The organism is Delftia tsuruhatensis, from assembly GCF_903815225.1.
GTDB lineage: Bacteria > Pseudomonadota > Gammaproteobacteria > Burkholderiales > Burkholderiaceae_C > Comamonas > Comamonas tsuruhatensis_A.
Window position 1 is genome coordinate 3,554,845 of sequence record NZ_LR813084.1, and the last position, 22,167, is coordinate 3,577,011.

Sequence of the window (22,167 nt, forward strand, 5' to 3'; positions counted from 1 at the left end):
CCCTGAAACCCCGGCAAAGGAGCGCACCATGTACCCGAAACCCCTGCAAGACCCCGCCTCGCCCTGGCATGCGGGCGAACTGGCGATCCAGCAAAGCGTTGGCGTCGTGGCCCGCATGGACATGCCGGGCCGCAAGTTCCTGCGCCCCTTCCTGCTGGACCAGCACCGCGAGTTCTATCCACTGCTGCATTTCGTGGTGCTGGGCAGCGTGGATGCCCAAGGCGATGCCTGGGCCACGGTACGGGCCGGCGAGCCGGGCTTCCTGCACTCGCCCGATCCATCGACCCTGCATGTGGCGGCGGACCGCGATACCGCCGACCCGGCCGAGCCGGGCCTGGCCGACGGCCACGCCGTGGGCCTGCTGGGCATGGACCCCATGACGCGCCGGCGCAACCGGCTCAACGGTACGGTGCGGCGCAAGGCAGGCGTTGATGGAGCGGGCGGCTTCGACATCGGCGTGGTCCAGAGCTTCGGCAACTGCCCGCGCTATATCCAGAACCGCAGCGTCCGGTTCGTCCGGCCTGCCGGGGAGCCTACGCAGGTGCCGGCGGTCGAACTGGCATCGCTGGACCCGCGTGCGCAGGCACTGATTGCGCAGGCGGACACGTTCTACGTGGCGTCCTACGTTGATGGGGAGGATGGCCTGCGCCAGGTCGATGTCTCCCACCGTGGCGGCAAGCCGGGCTTTGTGCGGATCGACGCCGATGGAACGCTGACCATCCCCGACTTCTCAGGCAACCTGTTCTTCATGACGCTGGGCAATTTCCTGGTCAATCCCAAGGCAGGCCTGCTGTTCATCGACTCCGAAACCGGGGAGATGCTGCAAATGACCGGCGAGGCCAGCGTCATCCTCGACGCCCCGGAGATCGCGGCCTTCGAGGGCGCCGAGCGCCTGTGGACCTTCAAGCCCCGCCGCATCGTGCGCCGGCCCGACGCCCTGCCGCTGCGCTGGAGCATGGCGGCCGACGGCTGGTCGCCCCACCTGCAGATGACCGGAAGCTGGGCCGATGCCAGCCAGCGCCTGGCCGCCGCCGGGCTGGGGCGGCAATGGCGGCCGTTCCGGGTGGCGCAGACCGTGGATGAGAGTTCCACCATCCGCTCGCTCTACCTGGAGCCGGCCGATGGCATGGCAACGGTGGCCCCCCTGGCCGGCCAGCACCTGCCGCTGCGTCTCACGCTGTCGGACGGCAGCCATCTGCAGCGCACCTACACGCTGTCGCTGGCGCCTTCGGATGGGCGCTACCGCATCAGCGTGAAAAGACAGGGCCGGGCATCCAGCCACCTGCATGGCCTGAAGCCCGGCGATCTGGTCGAGGCCCGCCCGCCCGCTGGCAGCTTCACCGTCGATACGGCCCTGCGCCGCCCTGCCGTGCTGCTGGCCGCAGGCATAGGCATCACGCCCTTGCTGGCCATGCTGCGCCACATCGTCCACGAAGGCCGGCGCACCCGCAGCCTGCGGCCCACCTGGCTGTTCCAGGCGGCACGTACACGCGACGAACGGGCATTCGACGCGGAGATCACCGAACTGGTGAAGGCCGGCAATGGCGATCTGCACTGGGTGCGCGCGCTCAGCCAGCCCGGCGCCGCCATGGCCGGGCGCGACTACGACCATGAGGGCCACATCGACATGGCCCTGCTGAAAGCCACCCTGCCCTGGGATGACCACGATTTCTACCTCTGCGGCCCGGACGCCTTCATGCAGGCCACCTATGACGGCCTGCGCGAACACAACGTGCCCGACGAGCGCATCCACGCGGAGGCCTTCGGCCCGTCAGCCGTCAAGCGCTCCGTAGCCAGTCCCGCTGACGCTGCAAAGCTTCCCCCGCCCGCCACGCAGCCCGTGCGCATCATCTTTGCCGACTCGGCCAAGGAAGCCCGCTGGAAACCTGGCGCCGGCAGCCTGCTCGAAGTCGCCGAGTCCCGGGGTCTGGAGCCCGCCTTCGGCTGCCGGGGCGGCAGCTGCGGCGACTGCCGCGTGCGGGTGCTGGAGGGCGGCGTGACCTATGCATCCCCGCCCTCCTTTTCCGTGCCCGAAGGCGAGGCATTGATCTGCTGTGCGGTGCCTGCGCAGGGTGCGGGGGAGGTCTTGCACCTGGGGTTGTGAGGGCCGATGGCAAGCTCCACATCTAGACCCTGGGAGCCAACGGCCATACCTGCGAGCTGCATGGCTCCATCACCAACGGCCGGGGCAGGCTGGCGAGGTCGGCCTGCACCGTGGACTTCACGCCTGTCGGCAAGGACCGCGGCCAGGTGGCCGCTGATATCGCTCAGCTCGCAGCCCACGGGCCGGCCCGCGGCGAGGGCCACAAGCCATTGCTGCTGGTGCATGTCCGCCAGCGATTCGTCGTAGGCGATGAAGGTCCAGTCGGCCGGCGCCACCGATGCGGCATAGCCCCTGTGGGCATACAGCGCAAAGGGCATGCGGCCGATGCGGCATTGCCCTGGCGATTCCCACCATGACGAATGCCACGCTGTCCTCCGTGGAGGCGTCGCGTGCGGGCATCGCTCTCAGCCTGCAGATGCGAGCGCAACGATGTGGGACTGGCGACCTCCAGACCTGCGCAACAAAGGAACCGCTTGACTTTCCAACCATGGCAAAGGCCACGCTACCAGACATCCCAACACCAAACCGGGCTTCTATATGCAACCCCACCTTCATGGGACCACCTGCGGCGGCTCCAGCGAGATACAGAGAGGAGACAGATCATGAAGAGCTTGCAAGGCAAGGTCGCAGCCGTCACCGGCGCTGCCAGCGGCATCGGCAAGGAAATCGCCCTGGCCCTCGCCAACGCCGGTGCGGCCGTCGCCGTCGCCGACCTCAACCCCAAGGGCGCCGACGCGGTTGCCGATGACATCGCTCGTGGCGGCGGCAAAGCGCTGGCTGTGACCATGGACGTCACCAGCGAGGACTCCGTCAACCGGGGCATGGACACCATCGCCGATGCACTGGGCACCATCGACATCCTGGTGTCCAATGCCGGCATCCAGATCGTCAATCCGATCGAGAGCTATCTCTTCGCCGACTGGAAGAAAATGCAGGCCATCCACCTGGATGGAGCCTTCCTCACAACCAGGGCAGCGCTCAAGCACATGTACCGGGGCGATCGCGGGGGCTCGGTCATCTACATAGGCTCGGTGCACTCGCACGAGGCTTCACCGCTCAAGTCCGCGTACGTGACTGCCAAACACGGCCTTCTGGGACTCGCACGGGTGCTTGCCATGGAAGGGGCCGCGCACAACGTGCGCTCCTATGTGGTCTGCCCGGGCTTCGTGAAAACTCCGCTGGTGGAAAAGCAGATTCCCGAACAAGCCAGGGAATTGGGGATCAGCGAAGACGAGGTGGTTCGCGAAGTGATGCTGGGCCGGACCGTGGATGGCATGTTCACCACCGCCGACGACGTGGCGCGAACCGTGCTCTTTCTTTCCGCATTTCCCACAGCCGCGCTGACGGGCCAGTCCTTCGTCGTCAGCCATGGCTGGTTCATGAAGTGACCCGCAACCACGCGCATCGGGTCCGGCAGGCCCGGCTTCACCGGAGGCATGAAATGGCATCCCAACATATCGATTTTCTGCTCGTCGGGGGTGGCCTGGCCAGCGCCAAGGCGGCCCAGACATTGCGCCACGAGGGTGCCACCGGCTCCATCCTCATTCTTTGCGCGGAAGCGGACCAGCCCTATCACCGGCCTTTCCTCTCCAAGAGCTACCTGCTGGGCACGGCTGATGAACAGAGAATCCAGATTCACCCGCAACCGTTCTATCGCGAGCAGCGGATCGAGGTGGCTCTGAAGACAGCCGCGGTGTCGGTCGATACCGCGCAGCAACGGGTAAGCATGTCGACGGGGTCGACCATCCACTACGACAAGCTGCTGATCGCCACCGGGGCCACGGCCCGGACCCTGAACGTGCCGGGCGCCCTGCTGCGTGGCATCCATGTCCTGAGAACCCGCACCGACGCCGATGCGCTGCGCCAGGCCGCGGTGAAGGCCAGGCGCGTCGTGCTCGTCGGGGGAGGCTTTCTGGGCATGGAGCTCGCCATTGCCTTGCGCGAACTGGGCCTGGAGGTGACCGTCATCGAGACCCAGGACCAGATCCTCAAGCGCCTGGAGTCACCACCGCTTTCCGCGTTCGTCCAGGACCACGCCACGCAAAGCCGGGGCGTGTCGTTCATGGTGAACGAGTCGGTGGTCGCCTTCCACGGAAACGGCAAGGTCAGCGAGGTGGAGACCGCCAGCGGCGCCAGGCTACATTGCGACCTGGTGGTCGTAAGCGTCGGCATTCAGCCGGCTACGCAGTTTCTTGCAGGCAGCAACATCGAACTGGAGGACGGCTTCGTTGTGGTCGACGACCAATTGCAGGCCAGTGCCGCCAATGTATTCGCGGCAGGTGATGTGGCGAGCTTCTTCGACCCCGTATTTTCCCGCCGTCGACATGTCGAGCACTGGGACAGCGCGGTCAAGCAGGGACAGCTCGCGGCCCGCAACATGCTGGGGCGCCGGCGACGCCACGATGCCGTGTCCTATTTCTTCTGCGAAGTCGGCGATATCGGCTTCAATGTCCTGGGGGACCCCGCGGGTACCGATGAATGCGTCTCCCAGGGGTCGCTGGAGCAGCGCTCCCTGTCCCTGTTCTACCTGAGGCAGGACATCCCCCATGCCGTATTCACCCTCGGCCGCACGGCCGACGAGGTCCTTGCCGCCGAGAGTCTGATCCGTTACCGCACCAGCCTGCGAAAACACAAGCACCGGTTGGCCGACACGGCATTCGCGCTGAACGCACTGCCCATGCAGAACGTGCTGATCCTGCAAGGTGGAGGAGCGCTCGGAGCCTTCGAGTGCGGTGTGGTCAAGGCGCTGGAGGAGCACCGGATTTTTCCCGACATCGTCGCGGGCATTTCGATCGGAGCCTTCAACGCGGCCATCGTCGCCAGCCACCCGGACAACGCGACCGAAGCGCTGGAGTCGTTCTGGGCGGATCTGGAGGTGGCGTCGTTGCCGGGCCTGGTCGGACAGGCTCGCCGCATGGCCACCGCCACCCAGATCGCCAGCTTCGGTGTCCCCGGATTCTTCCGCCCGCGCTGGATACCTCCGTTCGAGGCGCCATGGGAGCCACCGTGGAGCTGGACCAGCCTCTATGACACCTCGCCCCTGCGCGCGTTGTTGGCCCGGTATGTGGACTTCCCGGCCCTCAAGCGCAGCCCGGTGCGCCTGCTGGTGGGAGTGGTCAATGTATTGAACGCGGAAGTCGAGGTCTTCGACAGCTACGTCGACGAATTCACGCCCGAGCACCTGATGGCCAGCGGCAGTCTGCCGCCGGGCTTTCCCTGGACCTTTGTGAACGGTCGACCCTACTGGGACGGGGGCATCGTCAGCAACTCTCCGCTGGATCTCGTGATCGAACGCTGCGGGCCGGACGGCAAGCGTGTCTTCATGGTGGATTTGTTCTCCAACCACAAGGCGTTGCCGACCAATCTCACCCAGGTCCTGGCCAGGCGCGACGAGGTCGTCTATGCCCAGCGTGTACAACGCGATCTGACGGTCCGGGAGCTTGCAGATGCCTATCGGGGCCTGATCGCCAGCCTCATGCAGGAAATCGAACCGAGCCGGCAAGACCGGCTTCGCAGGCTTCCGCACTACATCCAGCTCATGGGCAACGGTGTGGGCACGCGCATCACCCGCTTCACCCGTACAGCCGCGCCCGACGAGCCCTCTTCGCGCGACTACGACTTCTCCGAGCTTGCCATCCGCAGCAACCAGAAGCAGGGCTATGCACTCGCGCAGGCCATCCTGGCCTCGTGCGATCCCGCACAAGGCAATGAGAGACCCTGCCCTGCATGCTGAGTGCACGGGTCTGTTCAATTGCGCGGCTATCAGACAGATCGCCGAAGACCCGCCCCGAACGGGGCTCACCACCTCCGGAGGTAGAAACGATGGGCAACGAAACTCTTGCGCTGCATCTGTACAAGGCCAATGTCGAGTTGCAGCTGCACATTACCCGCCTGCTCCAGGAGATCGGGCACCACTGGCTGGAATCGGCGCGACACAGCAACGCCGAAAGCACCACCGAGACCAACGCGGAGATCGCAGATCTGCTGCGCTCCAGCAACTGGCAATCCCTGGCGACGCTGCCGAGCGAATCCTTCTGCCGCCTGTTCGAGCTGCGTGCACGAGATCTGCAGTTCAACCAGCAAGTCGCCATCAAGAACCAGGCCGCTTTCATCAGCGGGCTGCAAAAGGCCCTGGACAACTGGCACAGGTCCGTAGCGAATGCCGTTGGCGACGCGCCTGTCGCGCAGCCTGGGCAGGAGATCATCAGGCAATGGATGAAAGCCTGGCCATCACCCCCCGGTACGACACAGGATTGAGGCCATCTGTTTCACCCGGGGACGGCCCGGAGAAGAAGCGCAGCGTGAACCGCTGCACTCGATTCGCGGCTCTCCAGCACATCCCCCAGCCTGCCTCAGAACGCCTCTTCCGCCATCTGCGCGCAGGTCATGTCGCGCTCGCGCACGACCTGGAGCCAGGCACCGATCCTGGGCAGCTCGTAGCGGAAGAAATAGCGCATGGCCGCGATGCGGCCCGCGTTGGCGGGCGTGGCCAGGGCGGCATCCCTGGCCAGCACGGCCAGGGACACGTCCAGCCAGGTCCAGGCCAGCACCATGTGGCCAAAGGCCTGCATGTAGGGCACGGCGTTGGCGAGGGCTTCCTGCGGGTCGTCCGTGGCCCAGGCGGCCTTGGTGGCGGCGCCCACGGCCTGCAGGGCCTGGGCCAGCTCGTTGGCATGGCCGGCCAGCTCGGGCCGGGCCATGGCACGCTGGATGGTGTCGTTGATGCGTGTGGCCAGCAGCTGCAGGCCCTTGCCGCCTTCCATCAGCACCTTGCGGCCCAGCAGATCCATGGCCTGGATGCCGTGCGTGCCCTCGTGGATCATGTTCAGGCGGTTGTCGCGCCAGTACTGCTCGACGGGGAAGTCGCGCGTGTAGCCGTAGCCGCCGTGGATCTGGATGGCCAGGGAGTTGGCCTCCAGGCAGAACTCGCTGGGCCAGCTCTTGGAGATGGGGGTGAGCACCTCCAGCAGCAGCCGGGCCTCGGCCACGGATTCGGGCGTGCCCGTGTGCTGCTCGTCGACCAGCCGAGCACAGAACAGGTTCAGCGCCAGCGCGCCCTCGCAGTAGGACTTCTGGGCCAGCAGCATGCGCTTGACGTCGGCATGCTCGATGATGCGCGACTGGGGGCGCGTGGCATCCTTGCCCCCTGCTCCGATGGGACGGCCCTGCGGCCGGCTTTGCGCATAGTCCAGGCTGGCGTGGTAGCCGGCCATGCCCAGCATGGTGGCGGCCATGCCGATGGAGATGCGCGCCTCGTTCATCATGTGGAACATGCACTTGAGGCCTTCACCGGGCTTGCCGACGAGATAGCCGATGGCGCCGGCACCGCCGCGCACGGGAAAGCGCCCTTCGCCAAAGTTCAGCAGCGTGTTCGTCGTGCCGCGCCAGCCCAGCTTGTGGTTGAGGCCGGCCAGGGCCACGTCGTTGCGCTCGCCGGTCAGCCGGCCTTCGGTGTCCACCAGCTTCTTGGGCACGATGAACAGCGAGATGCCGCGCACGCCCGGCACGGGCTTGCCATCGGGGCCGGGAATCTTGGCCAGCACCAGGTGCACGATGTTCTCGGTCAGTTCGTGGTCACCCGCGCTGATCCACATCTTGTTGCCCTTCAAGCGGTAGCGCGGTCCCAGCACGTCGCCCTCGAAGTCTGCGCCGTCTGGCTCGGCGCGCGTGGCGATGTCGCTGAGCGACGAGCCGGCCTGGGGCTCGGACAGGCACATGGTGCCGGCCCAGCGGCCATTGAATTCATTGGTGGCGAAGACCTGTTTTTGCATGTCCGTGCCGTGGGCCATGATGGCGTTGGCATTGCCCGAGGTCAGCATGTTGGAGCCGATGCTGATGGAGGCCGCCGCGAAGAAGCTGTTGGCCGCCGCCTCCACCGTATAGGGCAGTTGCATGCCGCCGATGTCGTAGTCCTGGGCCGCGCTGAGCATGCCCGAGTCTGCATAGGCCTGGCGCGCATCGTGGGTGCACTGCGGCAGGATGACCTTTTCGCCGTCGAACTGCGGCTCCTGCATGTCCACGGTGCGGTTGAAGGGGGCGTATTTCTCGCGGGCGATGCGCTCGCAGGTATCGAGCACGGCATCGAAGGTGTCGCGCGAATGGTCGGCAAAGCGCTCGCGCTCGCCCAGCGCATCGGCGCGCAGCCAGTCATAGAGCAGGAAATCGACGGTGGAACGCAGGCGCATGGTGGGGTCCGGATCAAAAAAAGGCCACAGGCGCCGCCAATGGAGCGCTTGCGGCCAACAGGAGGAACGGGAACAGGCGGTGGCGGCCGCAGCCGCCACCGGGGTTTACAGCACTTCGAACACGCCGGCGGCACCCATGCCGCCGCCGATGCACATGGTCACGCAGACGCGCTTGGCACCGCGGCGCTTGCCTTCGATCAGGGCATGGCCCGTCAGGCGCTGGCCCGACACGCCATAGGGATGGCCCAGGGCAATGGCGCCGCCGTTGACGTTGAGGCGATCGTTGGGGATGCCCAGCTTGTCGCGGCAGTACAGCACCTGCACGGCAAAGGCTTCATTGAGCTCCCACAGGTCGATGTCCTGCACCGTCAGGCCCAGCTTCTTGAGCACCTTGGGCACGGCGAAGACGGGGCCGATGCCCATTTCGTCGGGCTCGCAGCCGGCCACGGCAAAGCCCAGGAAACGGCCGATGGGCTGGAGATTGTTGCGCGAGGCATAGTCCTCGCTGACCACCACGCAGGCGCCCGCGCCGTCGGAGAACTGGCTGGCATTGCCGGCCGAGATCACGCCGCCGGGCAGCGCGGGCCGGATGCCCGAGATGCCTTCCTTGGTCGTGCCCTCGCGCGTGCCTTCGTCCCGGCTGCAGGTCACTTCCCTGGTGATCAGGCCGCGCACCTTGTCGGCTACGCCCATGGTCACGGTGATGGGGGCGATCTCGGCATCCAGCAGGCCGGCAGCCTGGGCCGCACAGGCCTTTTGCTGGCTGGCGGCGCCATATTCGTCCATGGCGTCACGGCCGATGCCGTAGCGCTTGGCGACCTGCTCGGCGGTCTGCAGCATGCTCCAGTAGATCTCGGGCTTTTGCTTGGCCAGGGCCAGGTCCTGGATCATGTGCAGGTTCATTTCCTGCTGCACGCAGGAGATGGACTCCACGCCGCCGGCCACGTAGACGTCGCCTTCGCCAGCGATGATGCGCTGCGAGGCGGTGGCGATGGTCTGCAGGCCCGAGGAGCAGAAGCGGTTGATGGTCATGCCCGAGGTGGTGATGGGCAGGCCGGCCTTGAGCGCGATCTGGCGCGCGATATTCATGCCGGTGGCGCCTTCGGGGTTGGCGCAGCCCATGATCACGTCGTCGACGGCGGCAGGGTCGACGCCTGCGCGCTGCACGGCGTGCTGCACGGCATGGCCGCCCAGCGTGGCGCCATGGGTCATGTTGAAGGCGCCCTTCCAGCTCTTGGCCAGGGGCGTGCGGGCGGTGGAAACGATCACGGCGGATGTCATGGATATTCCTTGTATGGCGGGTTTGCGTGGGTTCGCAAGGCGTTCGTGTGCCGCGCGTCTCAGCTGAATTGCCTGCCTTCGGCCGCCAGCTTCGCCAGCAGCGGCGCGGGTTGCCAGAACTGGGCGTCGTCGTGGGGGTTCTTGGCGAAGCGGTTCATGGCCTGGACCACGTTGAACAGCCCGACCTCGCCCGCGTAGTGCATGGGGCCGCCGCGCCAGATGGGGAAGCCATAGCCGGTCAGGTAGACCATGTCGATATCGCCCGACTTGCCGGCGATGCCGTCTTCCAGGATGTGGGCGCCTTCGTTGACCAGGGCGAAGACCAGGCGCTGGACGATTTCCTCGTCGGAGATCTTGCGCGGGGTGATGCCCAGCTCCTTGCGGTGCGACTCGATCATCTGGTTGACCAGCTCGGACGGGATGGCGTCTCGCTTGCCGGCCTGGTAGTCGTACCAGCCCGCGCCCGTCTTCTGGCCGAAACGGCCCAGCTCGCACAGCTTGTCGGCCGTGCGGCTGTACTTCATGTCGGCGCGCTCGACGGCGCGGCGCTTGCGGATGGCCCAGCCGATGTCGTTGCCGGCCAGATCACCCATGCGGAACGGTCCCATGGCGAAGCCGAACTTCTCGATGGCCTTGTCCACCTGGGCGGGCGTGGCGCCTTCGTCCAGCAGGAAACCGGCCTGGCGCGAGTACTGCTCGATCATGCGGTTGCCGATGAAGCCATCGCACACGCCCGAGACCACGGCGGTCTTCTTGATTTTCTTGGCCAGCTTCATCACGGTGGCCAGCACGTCCTTGGCCGTGTGCTTGCCGCGCACCACTTCCAGCAGCTTCATCACGTTGGCGGGGCTGAAGAAGTGCATGCCCACCACGTCCTGCGGGCGCTGGGTGAAGGCGGCGATCTTGTCCACGTCCAGCGTGGAGGTGTTGGAGGCCAGGATGGCGCCGGGCTTGGCGACCTGGTCGAGCTGCTTGAACACGGTTTCCTTGACGCCCAGCTCCTCGAACACGGCCTCGATGATGAGGTCGGCATTCTTGAGCGCGTCATACGACAGCGTGGTGCTCAGCAGGGCCATGCGCTGGTCGTACTTCTCCTGGGTGAGCTTGCCCTTCTTGACCTGGGCTTCATAGTTCTTGCGGATGGTGGCCACGCCACGGTCCAGCGCTTCCTGCTTGGTCTCCAGGATGGTCACGGGAACGCCCGCGTTCAGGAAGTTCATGGAGATGCCGCCGCCCATGGTGCCGGCACCGATGACGCCCACGGTCTTGATCTCGCGCACGGGCGTGTCCGAGGGCACGTCGGCGATCTTGGAGGCCGCGCGCTCGGCCATGAACAGGTGGCGCAGCGCGCGCGACTCGGGCGACCACATCAGCTGCATGAAGGCTTCGCGCTCCAGGGCCATGCCTTCGTCGAACTTCTTGCGCGCGGCGTTCTCCACCGTGTCCACGCAGCGGGCCGGGGCCGGGTAGTTCTTGGCCATGCCCTTGACCATGTTGCGCGCGAACTGGAAGTAGGCATCGCCCTGGGGGTGCTTGCAGGGCAGGTCGCGCACGCGTGGCAGCGGGCCACCTGCCGCATGCTTGTCGGCCACTTCCAGCGCGAAGGCCTTGGCCTCGGCCAGCAGGGACTCGGCCGAGGCGGCCATCTTGTCGAACAGCTTCTGGCCAGGGATGGAAGCCAGCAGCTCGCTCTTGACGGGTTCGCCGCTGACGATCATGTTCAGCGCGGTTTCCACGCCCAGCACGCGCGGCAGGCGCTGCGTGCCGCCGGCACCCGGCAGCAGGCCCAGCTTGACTTCGGGCAGGGCCACCAGGGTGCCAGGCGCCGCCACGCGGTAGTGGCAGCCCAGGGCCAGCTCCAGGCCGCCGCCCATGCAGACGGTGTGGATGGCGGCGACCACGGGCTTGGTGCCCTGGTCCAGGGAATTGATCAACGAGACCAGGTGGGGCTCGCGGTAGGCCTCTTCCTTGCCGAATTCGTTGATGTCGGCACCGCCCGAGAAAGCCTTGCCGGCACCCGTGATGACGATGGCCTTGACGGCCGGATCGGCCTGGGCCTTGTCCAGGCCCTCGACGATGCCGCGGCGCGTGGACAGGCCCAGGCCGTTGACGGGAGGATTGTTGAGCGTGATCACGGCAACCGAGCCGTCGACCTTGTATTCAGCCGTCATGCGATGTCTCCTGAGGTTTAAGCAAATAGTACGGACGTGCTTTTTCCATTCTAGGAAGGCTTGGCCGGCAGCGCCATGCCGTTGGCAGCGCCAGCTGTCCCGGTCGGGACAAGTTTTGCTGCGCTGCAGCGTCCAACCGGGCGCACCGGGGTCCGCGCCCGCGCCAGCTTACGGGGAGGCCATCTCGCAAAGGCATGCGGACACCGAGGCTCCAGTGTTTATACCGACAGGGAAATCCAGGTTGAGAGACTTGACCTTCCCACGGTAGCAATGCCCAGACTGCATGGACCCTCAACCCCCAAGGAGCTTTCCATGCAGTTTTTTCTTGAAGACATGACCTGCGGCGGCTGCGCCCGTTCCGTGACCAAGGCCATCAAGGCCGTCGATCCGGATGCCAGGGTGGCCACGGACCCATTGACCCGTGGGGTGGAGGTGCAGACCAGCGCCACCGAGGAGCAGATCGTCACCGCGTTGCGCCAGGCGGGCTATCCACCCAGCAACGGATGACAGGCCGCTGCAATCCGCCGGCAAGGCCGATGGATTGCAGTCCGCCGGGGCCACGAACACCGTACCGGCGTCCCCGCAAGGGTCACTGGCCCTCCTTGGCGTGATTGATCGTGTAGCGGGGAAGCTCCACGGTCAGATCCTCCCGCCCCACGATGGCCTGGCAGCTCAGGCGCGATTGCGGCTGCAGCCCCCAGGCCCGGTCCAGCATGTCTTCCTCCTGCTCCTGAACCTCGTTCAAGGAGCCGAATCCCTGGCGCACGATGCAGTGGCAGGTCGTGCAGGCGCCGACCTGCTCGCAGGCGTGTTCGATCGCGATGCCGTGCTCCAGCAGGGCTTCGCAGATCGACGTGCCCGCGGGCACCTGCAACACCGCCCCCTCTGGCGCCAGTTCGGCGTGCGCGATCACGGTCAATCGAGGCATGGTTGCGGCCTTCCCATCAATGCGGACAGACACACTGGTCATCGCCTTCGCATGCCGGGCCACCGCCATGTGAACGGCTGGGACGCGGCACGGCGCCGGTGCGCGGCAAAGGCCCTGTCCTGCCGTCGTCTGGCTGCTGCAGTCCCTGCAGGATCGAGCAGTCCGGCGATTGGTCGCCTGCGCAGGAGCCCGTCAACGTCTTCAGCGACGAGGCCATCTGCCGCATGTCGTCGATGCGCCGGTCCAGTGCGGCGATGTGGTGCTCGGCCATGCGCTTGACGTCGGCACTGCGCCGCGATGGATCGGTCCACAGGTCCAGAAGGTCCTTGATCTCGTAGGCCGAAAAGCCGAAGTCGCGCGCGCGGCGGATGAAGTGCAGTCGCTGGATGTCGGACCCGCCATAGACGCGGTAGCCCGATTCACTGCGATGCGCCGGGGGAATCAGCCCGATCTGTTCGTAGTAGCGAATCATCTTGGCCGAGATACGGGATGCCTTGGATGCTTCTCCGATGTTCATGGTCAACCTCCTGTTTCAAGGCGCTGTGGCATGGCCTGCCCCGCAGGGCCGGCTTCACAACATGCCAAGCGTGGTCCTTGACACCGAGTCAAGGTCAAGTGCCCTCGTGGCCAGCGGTTCTTTTGGCAAAGCTTGACCTTGCCGCCGTTGTAACCCCCAGCCTTTGCGCACGTCGATGCAGCGACGCACCGGATGTTCCGGTGCCCTGCAGCCGAGAAAGGGGCACTTCCATGCGTGAAAAAATCAGAATCGCCGCGCTTGCCGGCGCCATCGCTGGGGTAATGGGTATTGCCCTCGCCACCCGCGACGCCTCGGGCGACCAGCACCAGGCGGCCGCGCCGGCCGGGCCGCAGGTACCCGTGGCCGAAGTCATCACGCGCACGGTCACGCCATCGGCCGAGTTCACGGGCTTTCTTGCCGCGCCCAAGATGGTGGAGTTGCGCTCGCGCGTGGGCGGCACCGTGGAGGCCGTGAGCGTTCCCGAGGGCAGCCTGGTGCGCAAGGGCCAGCTGCTGTTCCAGATCGACCCGCGCCCTTTCCAGGTGGCGCTGGACAATGCAGCCGCGCAGCTGCGCCAGGCCCAGGTGCTGGCCAGCCAGGCCCAGGTCGATTTCGAACGCGCCGAGCGGTTGACGCCCACCGGGGCGGTTTCGCGCAAGACCTATGACGATGCGGTGTCGGCGCGCAATGCGCGCCAGGCCCAGGTGCAGTCCGCCCAGGCCGCCGTGGCCGCGGCGCGGCTGGATTTGTCCTATGCGCGCGTGACGGCGCCGATCTCGGGCCGCGTGGACCGGGTGCTGGTGACCGAGGGCAACCTGGTCAGCGGCGGCACGGCGGGCGCGGCCACGCTGCTGACCACCATCGTCTCGGTCGACCCCATGTACGCCTATTTCGACATCGATGAGGCCACCTACCTGACGGCGGTGCGCCAGGCCCGTCCCGAGGCACGCGGCGACAAGGCGCCGCCGCGCGTGGCGCTGGGGCTGGTCACGGACGAGGGCTTTCCCCGTGAGGGCGTGCTCGACTTCGTGGGCAACCGGATGGACCGCACCACCGGCACCATCCGCGCGCGCGCCGTGGTGCCCAACCCCAAGGGCGAGCTGGCCCCGGGCCTGTTCGCGCGGGCCCGGCTGGCCACGGGTGGCGCGCGCGAGGCCATCCTCATCGACGACCAGGCCGTGGGCACGGACCAGGGCAAGAACTATGTGCTGGTCGTGGCAGCGGACAACCAGGCCCAGTACCGCCCGGTGCGGCTGGGGCCGGTGGTGGATGGCTTGCGCGTGATCGAAGAGGGCCTGAAAAGCGGCGAGAAGATCATCCTCAAGGGCTTGGTGCGTCCCGGCATGCAGGTCACGCCGCGCCCGACTCCCATGCAGCAGCCGACGGCCACCGCTTCGGCGGCCGCCGCTTCGGCAGCCGCCGACCCCGTGGAGGCACGCAAATGAACTTCCCCCGCTTCTTCATCGCGCGGCCGATCTTCGCCATCGTGCTGTCGCTGCTGATGCTGCTGGCCGGCGCCATCGCCTTCTGGCAGTTGCCGCTGAGCGAGTACCCGGCGGTCACGCCGCCCACGGTTCAGGTCACGGCCAGCTACCCGGGCGCCAATCCCGAGGTGATCGCCGACACCGTGGCCGCGCCGCTGGAGCAGGTCATCAACGGCGTGGAGAACATGCTCTACATGAGCTCCCAGATGACCACCGACGGCCGGATGGCGATCAGCATCGCCTTCAAGCAGGGCACGGACCCGGACATGGCGCAGATCCAGGTGCAGAACCGCGTCTCGCGTGCCCTGCCCCGGCTGCCGCCGGAGGTACAGCGCATCGGCGTGGTCACGCAAAAGACCTCGCCCGACGTGCTGATGGTGGTGCACCTGGTCTCGCCCGGCAAGCGCTACGACCCGCTGTACCTGTCCAACTTCGCCCTGCGCCAGGTGCGTGACGAGCTGGCGCGCCTGCCCGGCATCGGCGACGTGCAGGCCTGGGGGGCGGGCGAATACTCCATGCGCGTGTGGCTGGACCCGGCCAAGGTGGCCACGCGCGGCCTCAGCGCCAGCGACGTGGTCGCCGCCATCCGTGAGCAGAACGTGCAGGTCGCGGCCGGCTCGGTGGGGCAGCAGCCCGATACCTCGTCGGCCTTCCAGGTGACGGTCAACACCCTGGGCCGCCTGGCCAGCGAGGCGCAGTTCGGCGACATCATCGTCCAGTCCGGCGCCGACGGCCAGGTCACGCGGCTGCGCGACGTGGCGCGCATCTCGCTGGGTGCCGATGCCTATGCCCTGCGCAGCCTGCTCGACGGCGAGCCGGCGCTGGCCATGCAGATCATCCAGAGCCCGGGCGCCAACGCCATCGACGTCTCCAACGCGGTGCGCGCCAAGATGGAGGAGCTGCAAAAGAGCTTCCCGCAGGACATCGAGTACCGCATCGCCTACGACCCCACGGTCTTCGTGCGTGCCTCGCTGCAATCGGTGGCCATCACGCTGCTGGAGGCCATCGTGCTGGTGGTCATCGTGGTGGTGCTGTTCCTGCAGACCTGGCGCGCCTCCATCATCCCGCTGGTGGCCGTGCCGGTGTCGTTGGTGGGCACCTTCGCGCTGATGCAGATCTTCGGCTTTTCGCTGAACACGCTGTCGCTGTTCGGGCTGGTGCTGTCGATCGGCATCGTCGTGGACGATGCCATCGTGGTGGTCGAGAACGTGGAGCGCCACATCGCCCTGGGCGAATCGCCGCGCGACGCGGCGCGCAAGGCCATGGACGAGGTCACCGGCCCCATCCTGGCCATCACCTCGGTGCTGGCGGCGGTCTTCATCCCCTCGGCCTTCCTGTCGGGCCTGCAGGGCGAGTTCTACCGCCAGTTCGCGCTGACCATCGCCATATCGACCATCCTGTCGGCCATCAACTCGCTGACGCTGTCACCCGCGCTGTCGGCCATTTTGCTCAAGCCCCACCACGGCGCGGCAAGGCCCGACGGGCTCACGCGCGCCATGGACGCCGTGTTCGGCGGCTTCTTCCGCGTGTTCAACCGCTTCTTCGACAGCGCCTCCAATGCCTACGTGGGCGCGGTGCGCCGCGCGGTGCGCGGCAGCGCCATCGTGCTGCTGCTGTATGCCGGCTTCGTGGCACTGACCTGGCTGGGCTTCAAGCAGGTGCCCGACGGCTTCGTGCCGGCCCAGGACAAGTACTTCCTGGTCGGCATCGCCCAGTTGCCCACCGGCGCCTCGCTGGACCGCACCGAAGCCGTGGTCAAGCAGATGTCCGGGATCGCGCTGGCCGAGCCTGGCGTGGAAAGCGTGGTGGCCTTCCCGGGCCTGTCCATCAACGGCTTCGTGAACGTGCCCAACTCGGCCGTCCTGTTCGCCATGCTCAAACCCTTCGACGAGCGCAAGGACCCCTCGCTGTCGGCCAACGCCATCGCGGGCAGGCTGATGGGCAAGTTCAGCCAGATCCCCGACGGCTTCCTGGGCATGTTCCCGCCGCCGCCGGTGCCGGGCCTGGGCACCATGGGCGGTTTCAAGATGCAGATCGAGGACCGTGCGGGCCTGGGCCTGGAGGCCCTGGTGCAGGCCCAGGGCGCCCTCCTGGCCAAGGCCATGCAGACGCCCGAGCTGGCCGGCATGCTGGCCAGCTTCCAGACCAACGCGCCGCAGTTGCAGGTGGACGTGGACCGGGTCAAGGCCAAGTCGCTGGGCATCTCGCTGACCGACGTGTTCGAGACGCTGCAGATCAACCTGGGCTCGCTGTACGTCAACGACTTCAACCGCTTCGGCCGCACCTACCGCGTCATGGCCCAGGCCGATGCCCCGTTCCGCATGCAGGCCGAGGACATCGGCCGCCTCAAGCTGCGCAACGCGGCCGGGGACATGATCCCGCTGAGCGCCTTCGTGCGCATCACGCGCAGCTCCGGTCCCGACCGGGTGATCCACTACAACGGCTTTCCCTCGGCCGACATCAGCGGCGGACCGGCTCCGGGCTATTCCTCGGGCCAGGCCACCGATGCCATGGAGCGGATCGCGCGCGAAACCCTGCCCGAAGGCATGACCTTCGCGTGGACGGACCTGGTCTACCAGGAAAAGCAGGCCGGCAACTCGGCGCTGTACATCTTCCCGCTGGCCGTGCTGCTGGCCTTCCTGATCCTCGCCGCGCAGTACAACAGCTGGTCGCTGCCGTTTGCCGTGCTGCTGATCGCGCCCATGGCGCTGCTGTCGGCGATCGCCGGGGTGTGGCTGACCGGCGGCGACAACAACATCTTCACGCAGATCGGCTTCGTGGTGCTGGTGGGGCTGGCCGCCAAGAACGCCATCCTCATCGTGGAGTTCGCGCGGGCCAAGGAGGACGAAGGCGCCGATCCGCTGACTGCCGTGCTCGAGGCGGCGCGGCTGCGCCTGCGCCCCATCCTGATGACCTCGCTGGCCTTCATCGCCGGGGTCGTTCCCCTGGTGCTGGCCAGCGGCGCCGGCGCCGAAATGCGCCATGCCATGGGCATCGCCGTGTTCGCCGGCATGCTGGGTGTGACGCTGTTCGGCCTGGTGCTCACGCCCGTGTTCTATGTGTTGGTGAGGCGCTGGGCCACCCGCCGACAGCCCCCTGCGGCCGCGCAGCAGATCGGAGTACGCCATGCGGACTGAACGCCCCTTCCAGAAACTGTCGCTGCTGGCCCTGGCCGGACTGCTGGCAGGCTGCTCGCTGACTCCCCAGTACGAGCGCCCGCCAGCGCCCATCGACGCCAACTACCCCAGCGGCCCCGCCTATGGCGATGCCGGCACGGCCACGCAGGCCACGGCCGATATCGGCTGGCGCGACTTCCTGCGCGACCCGCTGCTGCAGGAGCTGGTGGCCCTGTCGCTGGCCAACAACCGCGACCTGCGCAAGGCCGCCCTCAACGTGGAGGCCGCGCAGGCGCAGTACCGCATACAGCGCGCCGACCTGCTGCCGCGCGTCGGCGTGGGCGCGGACAGCTCGGCCCAGCGCCTGCCGGCCGACCTCAGCCCCAGTGGGACGGCCGACATCCGCCGCAGCTACCAGGTGGCGGGCACCATCTCGTGGGAGCTGGACCTGTGGGGCCGCATCCGCAGCCTCGGCGAACAGGCGCTGGCCGCCTACCTGGCGCTGGACGAAACCCGCACCGCCGCACAGTTGAGCCTGGTCGCCGAAGTGGCCAACGCCTACCTGGCGCTGCGCGCCGACCAGGAACTGCTGGGCCTGACGCAGCAGACGCTGCAGGCCCAGCAGCGCTCCTTCGCGCTGACGGCCCAGCTGGTGGACGCCGGCAGCGCCAACCGCATCGACCTGCGGCGCGCCGAGATCGCCCTGCGCACCGCGCAGGCGAACCTGGCCCTGTACACGCGCCAGGCGGCACGCGACCGCAACGCCCTGGTGCTGCTGCTGGGCCAGCCGCTGACGCCCGACCTGGCCAGCCGGCTCGACGCCGCCCTGACCCTGCCGGACGACATCGTGCCCACCGACCTGCCGGCCGGCCTGCCCTCGGACCTGCTGGCGCGCCGCCCCGACCTGCGCGCCGCCGAACACCGGCTGCGCGGCGCCAACGCCAGCATCGGCGCCGCGCGGGCGGCGTTCTTCCCCACCATCGGGCTGACGGGCGCGGCCGGCACGGCCAGCGCCCGCCTGGGCGATCTGTTCGACGCAGGCTCGGGCACCTGGAGCTTCATGCCGCGCATCAGCCTGCCCATCTTCCAGGGCGGCGCACTGCAGGCCCAACTGGACGTGGCCCGCGTGCGCCAGCGCATCGAGATCGCCAGCTACGAGCAGGCCATACAGGCCGCCTTCACGGAAGTGGCCGACGGCCTGGCCGGCAAGCGCACGCTGGACGAGCAGATGCAGGCGCAGCAACTGCTGGTGGACGCCAGCGAAAAGGCCGAGGCACTGGCCGCCCAGCGCTTTGCCGAAGGCATGGACGACAACCTCAGCCTGCTGGATGCGCAGCGAACGCGCTACGGATCGCAGCAGGCGCTGGTGCAGACGCGGCTGGCGCGCCTGGGCAACCTGATCGATCTGTACAAATCGCTGGGCGGCGGCTGGACGCAGCGTACGCAGGCAGCGAGCGCCCTGGCCGGCGCCCCCTGAGCGCGAGGACAGGCAGGCCTCACACCTCCAGCCACTCCTTGCGCACCTTCTGGTCCGCGCGCAGCCCGTCGGGCGTGCCGTCGAAGACGATGCGGCCATGGCCCATGACCAGGGCCCGGTCGGAGATGCTCATGGCGATGGTGAGCTTTTGCTCGATCAGCAGCACGGACACGCCGCGCTGCTTGATCTTTTGCAGGTACTCACCCACCAGCTCGACGATCTTGGGCGCCAAGCCCTCGGTGGGCTCGTCGATGATGATCAGGTCCGGATCGCCCATCAGCGTGCGGCACAGGGTCAGCATCTGCTGCTCGCCGCCCGACATCACGCCCGCCTCGGTGTGCTGGCGCTCCTTCAGGCGCGGGAACATGGCGTACATGTCGTCGAAGCCCCAGCGGCTGCCGCGCCCTTTTCCCTTCTGGCCCAGCAGCAGGTTCTGGTGCACGGTGAGGTTGGGGAACACGTCGCGGCTCTCGGGCACATAGCCCAGGCCCAGGTGGGCAATCTCGTAGGCCTTCTTTCCGGTCAGGCTCTGGCCCTTCCAGTCCAGCGCGCCTTCCCAGTGCACCAGGCCCATGATGGCCTTGGCCGTGGTCGAGCGGCCCGAGCCGTTGCGCCCCAGCAGCGCCACGATCTCGCCGGGCTGCACCGAAAAGTCCACGCCATGCAGCACATGGCTTTTGCCGTAGTAGGCATGCAGGTTGTTGATGTTCAGCATCCGTGCTTCCTCAATGTGCGCCTGCCTGTTGATCGGCGACTGACGATCCGAGATACGCTTCCTGCACGCGCGGATTGGCGCGCACGGCCTCGGGCGTGTCGTAGGCGATGACCTCGCCATAAACCACGACGGCGATCTTGTCCGCCAGGCCGAAGACCACGCCCATGTCGTGCTCCACGGTCAGCAGGGTCTTGCCTTCGGTGACCTTCTTGATGAGCTGGATGAAGTGGGCCGTCTCGCTGTTGCTCATGCCGGCCGTGGGTTCGTCCAGCAGGATGACGCCGGCGCCACCGCCGATGGTGATGCCGATCTCCAGCGCACGCTGCTCGGCATAGGTCAGGTTCACGGCGAGCGTGTCGCGCTTCCTGTGCAGGCCGATCATCTCCATCAGTTCCTCGGCGCGGGCGTTGGCGTCGCGCAGCTTGGAGAGGAAGCGCCAGCAGCTGTAGCGGTAGCCCAGGCTCCACAGCACGCCGCAGCGCAGGTTCTCGAAGACGCTGAGCTTGGGGAAGATGTTGGTGATCTGGAAACTGCGCGACAGGCCCATGCGATTGATTTCATAAGGCTTTTTTCCGTCGATGCGCTGGCCGTTGAGCAGCACCTGGCCGCTCGTGGGCTCGAAGCGCCCGCTGATCAGGTTGAACAGCGTGCTCTTGCCCGCGCCGTTGGGACCGATGATGGCCACGCGCTCGCCGGGCTTCACGGCCAGCTGGGCGCCGCGGATGATCTCGGCCTTGCCGAAGCGCTTGTACAGGTCGCGCAGTTCCAGCGCGTAGCCGGTCTCGCCCGCAGCGGCCACGGCGGCCTTTCCTGGTTGTTCCATCGCAATGCTCGACATGTCTCAGCCCTCCCCGCGCTTGATGGCTTCTTCGATCTCTTCCTGGATGCGCTCCCAGCGGCGCAGGCACCAGCGCCGCGCCACCTCCAGCAGGCCCATGCCCACCACGAAGACCACGATGGCCACCGTCCAGGTGGATGCCGAGCTGGTATCGAGTTGCGCGCCCATGAACGAGACCTGCGGGCCCAGGGCCGCGTTCAGCTGCAGGTGGTAGATCATCTCCACGATGGCCGCGCCCCCGGCGATGGCCAGCAGCGCGCTGGCCGCGATCGCCATGTAGGGCTGGGCCAGCCGGCGCCACTTGCCAAAGCGCGCCACGCGCAGGTTCATCATGATCAGGCTGGCCACGCCGCCGGGCGCGTACATCACCATCAGCAGGAACACCAGACCCAGGTACAGCAGCCAGGCCTTGGTCAGTTCCGACAGCAGCACCGAGGCCAGCACCAGCAGCACGGCGCCGATGATGGGCCCGAAGAAGAAGGTGGCGCCGCCCAGGAAGGTGAACAGCAGGTAGGAACCCGAGCGCATGACGCTGACGCTGTCCATGGCCGTGATGATCTCGAAGTTGATGGCCGCCAGCCCGCCGCCGATGCCCGCGAAGAAGCCCGCGATGATGAAGGCGAAGTAGCGCACGCGCTGGGTGTTGTAGCCCACGAACTCCACGCGCTCGGGGTTGTCGCGCACGGCGTTGAGCATGCGGCCCAGCGGCGTTCCCGTGAAGGCGAACATGGCGGCCGTGCAGAGGAAGCAGTAGGCCGCTATCAGGTAGTAGACCTCCATGCCCGAGCCGAAGGTCAGCCCGAAGAAGGGCTTGCCGTAGACGCGGTCGGTGGTGATGCCGCCTTCGCCGCCGAAGAACTCGGGGAACATCAGCGCCATCGAGGCCACCAGCTCGCCGATACCCATGGTGATCATGGCGAAGGTGGTGCCCGACTTCTTGGTCGTCACATAGCCCAGCAGGGCCGCGAAGAACATGCCGCCCAGGCCGCCGATGACGGGAATCAGCACCAGTGGAATGTTCCAGTCGCCGGCGCCGGCCTTGTTCATCGCATGGATGGCGATGAACGAGCCCAGGCCCGTGTAGACCGCATGGCCGAAGCTCAGCATGCCGCCCTGCCCCAGCAGGATGTTGTAGGACAGGCAGATGATGATGAGGTAGCCGATCTGGCTGAGCATGGTCAGCGCCAGGCTGCTGGTGAACACCAGCGGCGCCACGATCAGGGCCAGGGCGAAGGCGCCCCAGATCAGGATGCGCGCGATGTTCAGCGGCTGGAAGCTGTAGTGGCGCCCGGCCGCGGCGCCGGCCTTGGGCGAAGTCGTGTTCATGGTCGGTTTGGTGATCGAAGACATG

General features: G+C 67.1%; 16 protein-coding genes. 8 read left to right on the top strand and 8 right to left on the bottom strand.

Going from position 1 to position 22,167, the window contains the following annotated elements; translation table 11 throughout:
- The first annotated feature begins 28 nt into the window (after positions 1-28).
- The 4 genes from L1Z78_RS16170 (at position 29) to L1Z78_RS16185 (ending at position 6,361) form a co-directional block, all read left to right on the top strand.
- Positions 29-2,104, top strand: a complete 2,076-nt coding sequence (locus L1Z78_RS16170; protein WP_234637410.1) for a pyridoxamine 5'-phosphate oxidase family protein — start codon at positions 29-31, stop codon at positions 2,102-2,104.
- A gap of 602 nt (positions 2,105-2,706) precedes the next feature.
- Complete coding sequence (locus L1Z78_RS16175) at positions 2,707-3,492, top strand: 3-hydroxybutyrate dehydrogenase (protein ID WP_234637411.1); 786 nt, start codon at positions 2,707-2,709, stop codon at positions 3,490-3,492.
- Between the two features lie 53 nt (positions 3,493-3,545).
- The gene (locus L1Z78_RS16180) at positions 3,546-5,837 is read left to right on the top strand and encodes an FAD-dependent oxidoreductase (protein WP_234637412.1); all 2,292 of its coding nucleotides are present in this window, start codon (positions 3,546-3,548) and stop codon (positions 5,835-5,837) included.
- Between the two features lie 89 nt (positions 5,838-5,926).
- Positions 5,927-6,361 (top strand): hypothetical protein, encoded by a 435-nt coding sequence (locus L1Z78_RS16185; RefSeq protein ID WP_234637413.1) that lies wholly within the window; start codon positions 5,927-5,929, stop codon positions 6,359-6,361.
- A gap of 95 nt (positions 6,362-6,456) precedes the next feature.
- On the opposite strand, the gene L1Z78_RS16190 is transcribed toward L1Z78_RS16185, so the two are convergent.
- The 3 genes from L1Z78_RS16190 to L1Z78_RS16200 all read right to left on the bottom strand — a co-directional run bounded on the left by L1Z78_RS16190 (position 6,457) and on the right by L1Z78_RS16200 (position 11,741).
- Positions 6,457-8,289: an acyl-CoA dehydrogenase gene (locus L1Z78_RS16190; protein ID WP_234637414.1), complete on the bottom strand. Its 1,833-nt coding sequence runs from the start codon at positions 8,287-8,289 to the stop codon at positions 6,457-6,459.
- Positions 8,290-8,394: 105 nt separating this feature from the next.
- On the bottom strand, positions 8,395-9,570 hold the full coding sequence (locus tag L1Z78_RS16195) for an acetyl-CoA C-acyltransferase (protein WP_234637415.1): 1,176 nt from the start codon (positions 9,568-9,570) through the stop codon (positions 8,395-8,397).
- A 59-nt stretch (positions 9,571-9,629) separates the two neighbouring features.
- Complete coding sequence (locus L1Z78_RS16200) at positions 9,630-11,741, bottom strand: 3-hydroxyacyl-CoA dehydrogenase NAD-binding domain-containing protein (protein ID WP_234637416.1); 2,112 nt, start codon at positions 11,739-11,741, stop codon at positions 9,630-9,632.
- 312 nt (positions 11,742-12,053) lie between these two features.
- On the opposite strand from L1Z78_RS16200, the gene L1Z78_RS16205 reads away from it, so the two are divergent.
- Positions 12,054-12,248: a heavy-metal-associated domain-containing protein gene (locus L1Z78_RS16205; protein ID WP_234637417.1), complete on the top strand. Its 195-nt coding sequence runs from the start codon at positions 12,054-12,056 to the stop codon at positions 12,246-12,248.
- An 82-nt stretch (positions 12,249-12,330) separates the two neighbouring features.
- Here the strand turns inward: L1Z78_RS16205 and fdx are convergent, their stop codons facing one another.
- Both fdx and cueR read right to left on the bottom strand, forming a co-directional pair.
- Entirely contained in the window at positions 12,331-12,669 is a 339-nt protein-coding gene (fdx, locus tag L1Z78_RS16210) for an ISC system 2Fe-2S type ferredoxin (RefSeq protein ID WP_234637418.1), read from the bottom strand.
- Positions 12,670-12,685: 16 nt separating this feature from the next.
- Positions 12,686-13,186, bottom strand: coding sequence for a Cu(I)-responsive transcriptional regulator (gene cueR, locus L1Z78_RS16215; RefSeq protein ID WP_234637419.1), 501 nt, complete (start codon positions 13,184-13,186; stop codon positions 12,686-12,688).
- 281 nt (positions 13,187-13,467) lie between these two features.
- Here cueR and L1Z78_RS16220 point away from each other — a divergent pair, with 281 nt between their 5' ends.
- Genes L1Z78_RS16220 through L1Z78_RS16230 form a run of 3 tightly spaced genes read left to right on the top strand, consistent with a single transcriptional unit; the run spans position 13,468 to position 19,263 of the window.
- Positions 13,468-14,631 (top strand): efflux RND transporter periplasmic adaptor subunit, encoded by a 1,164-nt coding sequence (locus L1Z78_RS16220; RefSeq protein WP_275444454.1) that lies wholly within the window; start codon positions 13,468-13,470, stop codon positions 14,629-14,631.
- Positions 14,628-17,807 (top strand): efflux RND transporter permease subunit, encoded by a 3,180-nt coding sequence (locus L1Z78_RS16225; protein WP_234637421.1) that lies wholly within the window; start codon positions 14,628-14,630, stop codon positions 17,805-17,807. Before L1Z78_RS16220 ends, L1Z78_RS16225 begins: the two co-directional genes overlap by 4 nt.
- Positions 17,797-19,263 (top strand): efflux transporter outer membrane subunit, encoded by a 1,467-nt coding sequence (locus tag L1Z78_RS16230; protein WP_234637422.1) that lies wholly within the window; start codon positions 17,797-17,799, stop codon positions 19,261-19,263. The genes L1Z78_RS16225 and L1Z78_RS16230 overlap by 11 nt, the downstream gene beginning before the upstream one ends.
- 19 nt (positions 19,264-19,282) lie before the next feature.
- Here the strand turns inward: L1Z78_RS16230 and L1Z78_RS16235 are convergent, their stop codons facing one another.
- From L1Z78_RS16235 to L1Z78_RS16245, 3 genes are read right to left on the bottom strand one after another with little or no spacing between them, the layout of a single operon-like run.
- Positions 19,283-19,978, bottom strand: coding sequence for an ABC transporter ATP-binding protein (locus L1Z78_RS16235; RefSeq protein WP_234637423.1), 696 nt, complete (start codon positions 19,976-19,978; stop codon positions 19,283-19,285).
- A gap of 10 nt (positions 19,979-19,988) precedes the next feature.
- On the bottom strand, positions 19,989-20,816 hold the full coding sequence (locus L1Z78_RS16240) for an ABC transporter ATP-binding protein (RefSeq protein WP_234637424.1): 828 nt from the start codon (positions 20,814-20,816) through the stop codon (positions 19,989-19,991).
- A 3-nt stretch (positions 20,817-20,819) separates the two neighbouring features.
- Positions 20,820-22,166, bottom strand: coding sequence for a branched-chain amino acid ABC transporter permease (locus L1Z78_RS16245; RefSeq protein WP_234637425.1), 1,347 nt, complete (start codon positions 22,164-22,166; stop codon positions 20,820-20,822).
- Between the last annotated feature and the right edge of the window lies 1 nt (position 22,167).